Here is a 754-nt window from a genome sequence, read left to right on the forward strand (position 1 = left end):
ATATAGAGCGAGCCATGGGCGAGATTGATCAAGCCCATCACGCCAAAAATCAGCGTCAGCCCCGCCGCCATCAGAAACAGCGTCACGCCAAACTGCAGACCGTTCAGAAGTTGCTCAATCAGGAGCGCCGTGGACAAGGATCAGATTCCATCAGTTCGGGTGTTCGATTGGAAAGGGCGAACATTGATAGCAGGGCAATCGCATACGGCACGACTTACCCCCACTCCGCCGAGCTTTGCTCGGCACCTCTCCCCTCAAAAGGGGAGAGGAAAGGAGCCAGCCTTGGCATTTCCTCTCCCCCGTCGATCGGGGGAGAGGTGGCGCGCGAAGCGCGACGGAGTGGGGGTCGAACTCGATGTGCGATACTCCCCGTAAATCGGGGGAACGCCATCTCACATTTTGCATTCAGCCGCGTAGGCGTCCTTATGGTCGGTGAAGGTCGTTTCCACGATCTTGTTGGTCAGCACACCGTCTTCCTTGATCACCTCGCGGACATAGATGTCCTGGATAGGGTGATTGTTGGTGTTGAAGGTGAACTTGCCGCGCACCGACTTGAAATCAGCCGCTTTGAGTGCCGCACGGAACGCGTCCTTGTCCTTCACGTCGGCCTTCGACATGGCAGCCAGGATCAGGTTTGCCGTGTCGTAGCCCTGCGTCGCGTAGAGCGAAGGCAGGCGGCCATATTCGGCCTTGAAGGCTTCGACATATTGCTTGTTCTCGGCATTATCGAGATCCTTCGACCAATGCGAAGAGT

The 754-nt window shown here is 56.9% G+C and carries 1 protein-coding gene and 1 pseudogene; both read right to left on the reverse strand.

Translation table 11 applies throughout. The features are described from left to right. A pseudogene (locus tag AB1462_RS31420) lies at positions 1 to 137 on the reverse strand (branched-chain amino acid ABC transporter permease); the annotation flags it as partial. Between the two features lie 255 nt (positions 138 to 392). Next, positions 393 to 754, reverse strand: a 362-nt coding sequence (locus tag AB1462_RS31425) for an ABC transporter substrate-binding protein (protein ID WP_367248957.1), incomplete at its 5' end; no start/stop codon positions are given.

The organism is Pseudomonas sp. SB113 (assembly GCF_040754745.1).
In the GTDB taxonomy this organism is placed as follows: Bacteria; Pseudomonadota; Gammaproteobacteria; order Pseudomonadales; family Pseudomonadaceae; genus Aquipseudomonas; species Aquipseudomonas grimontii.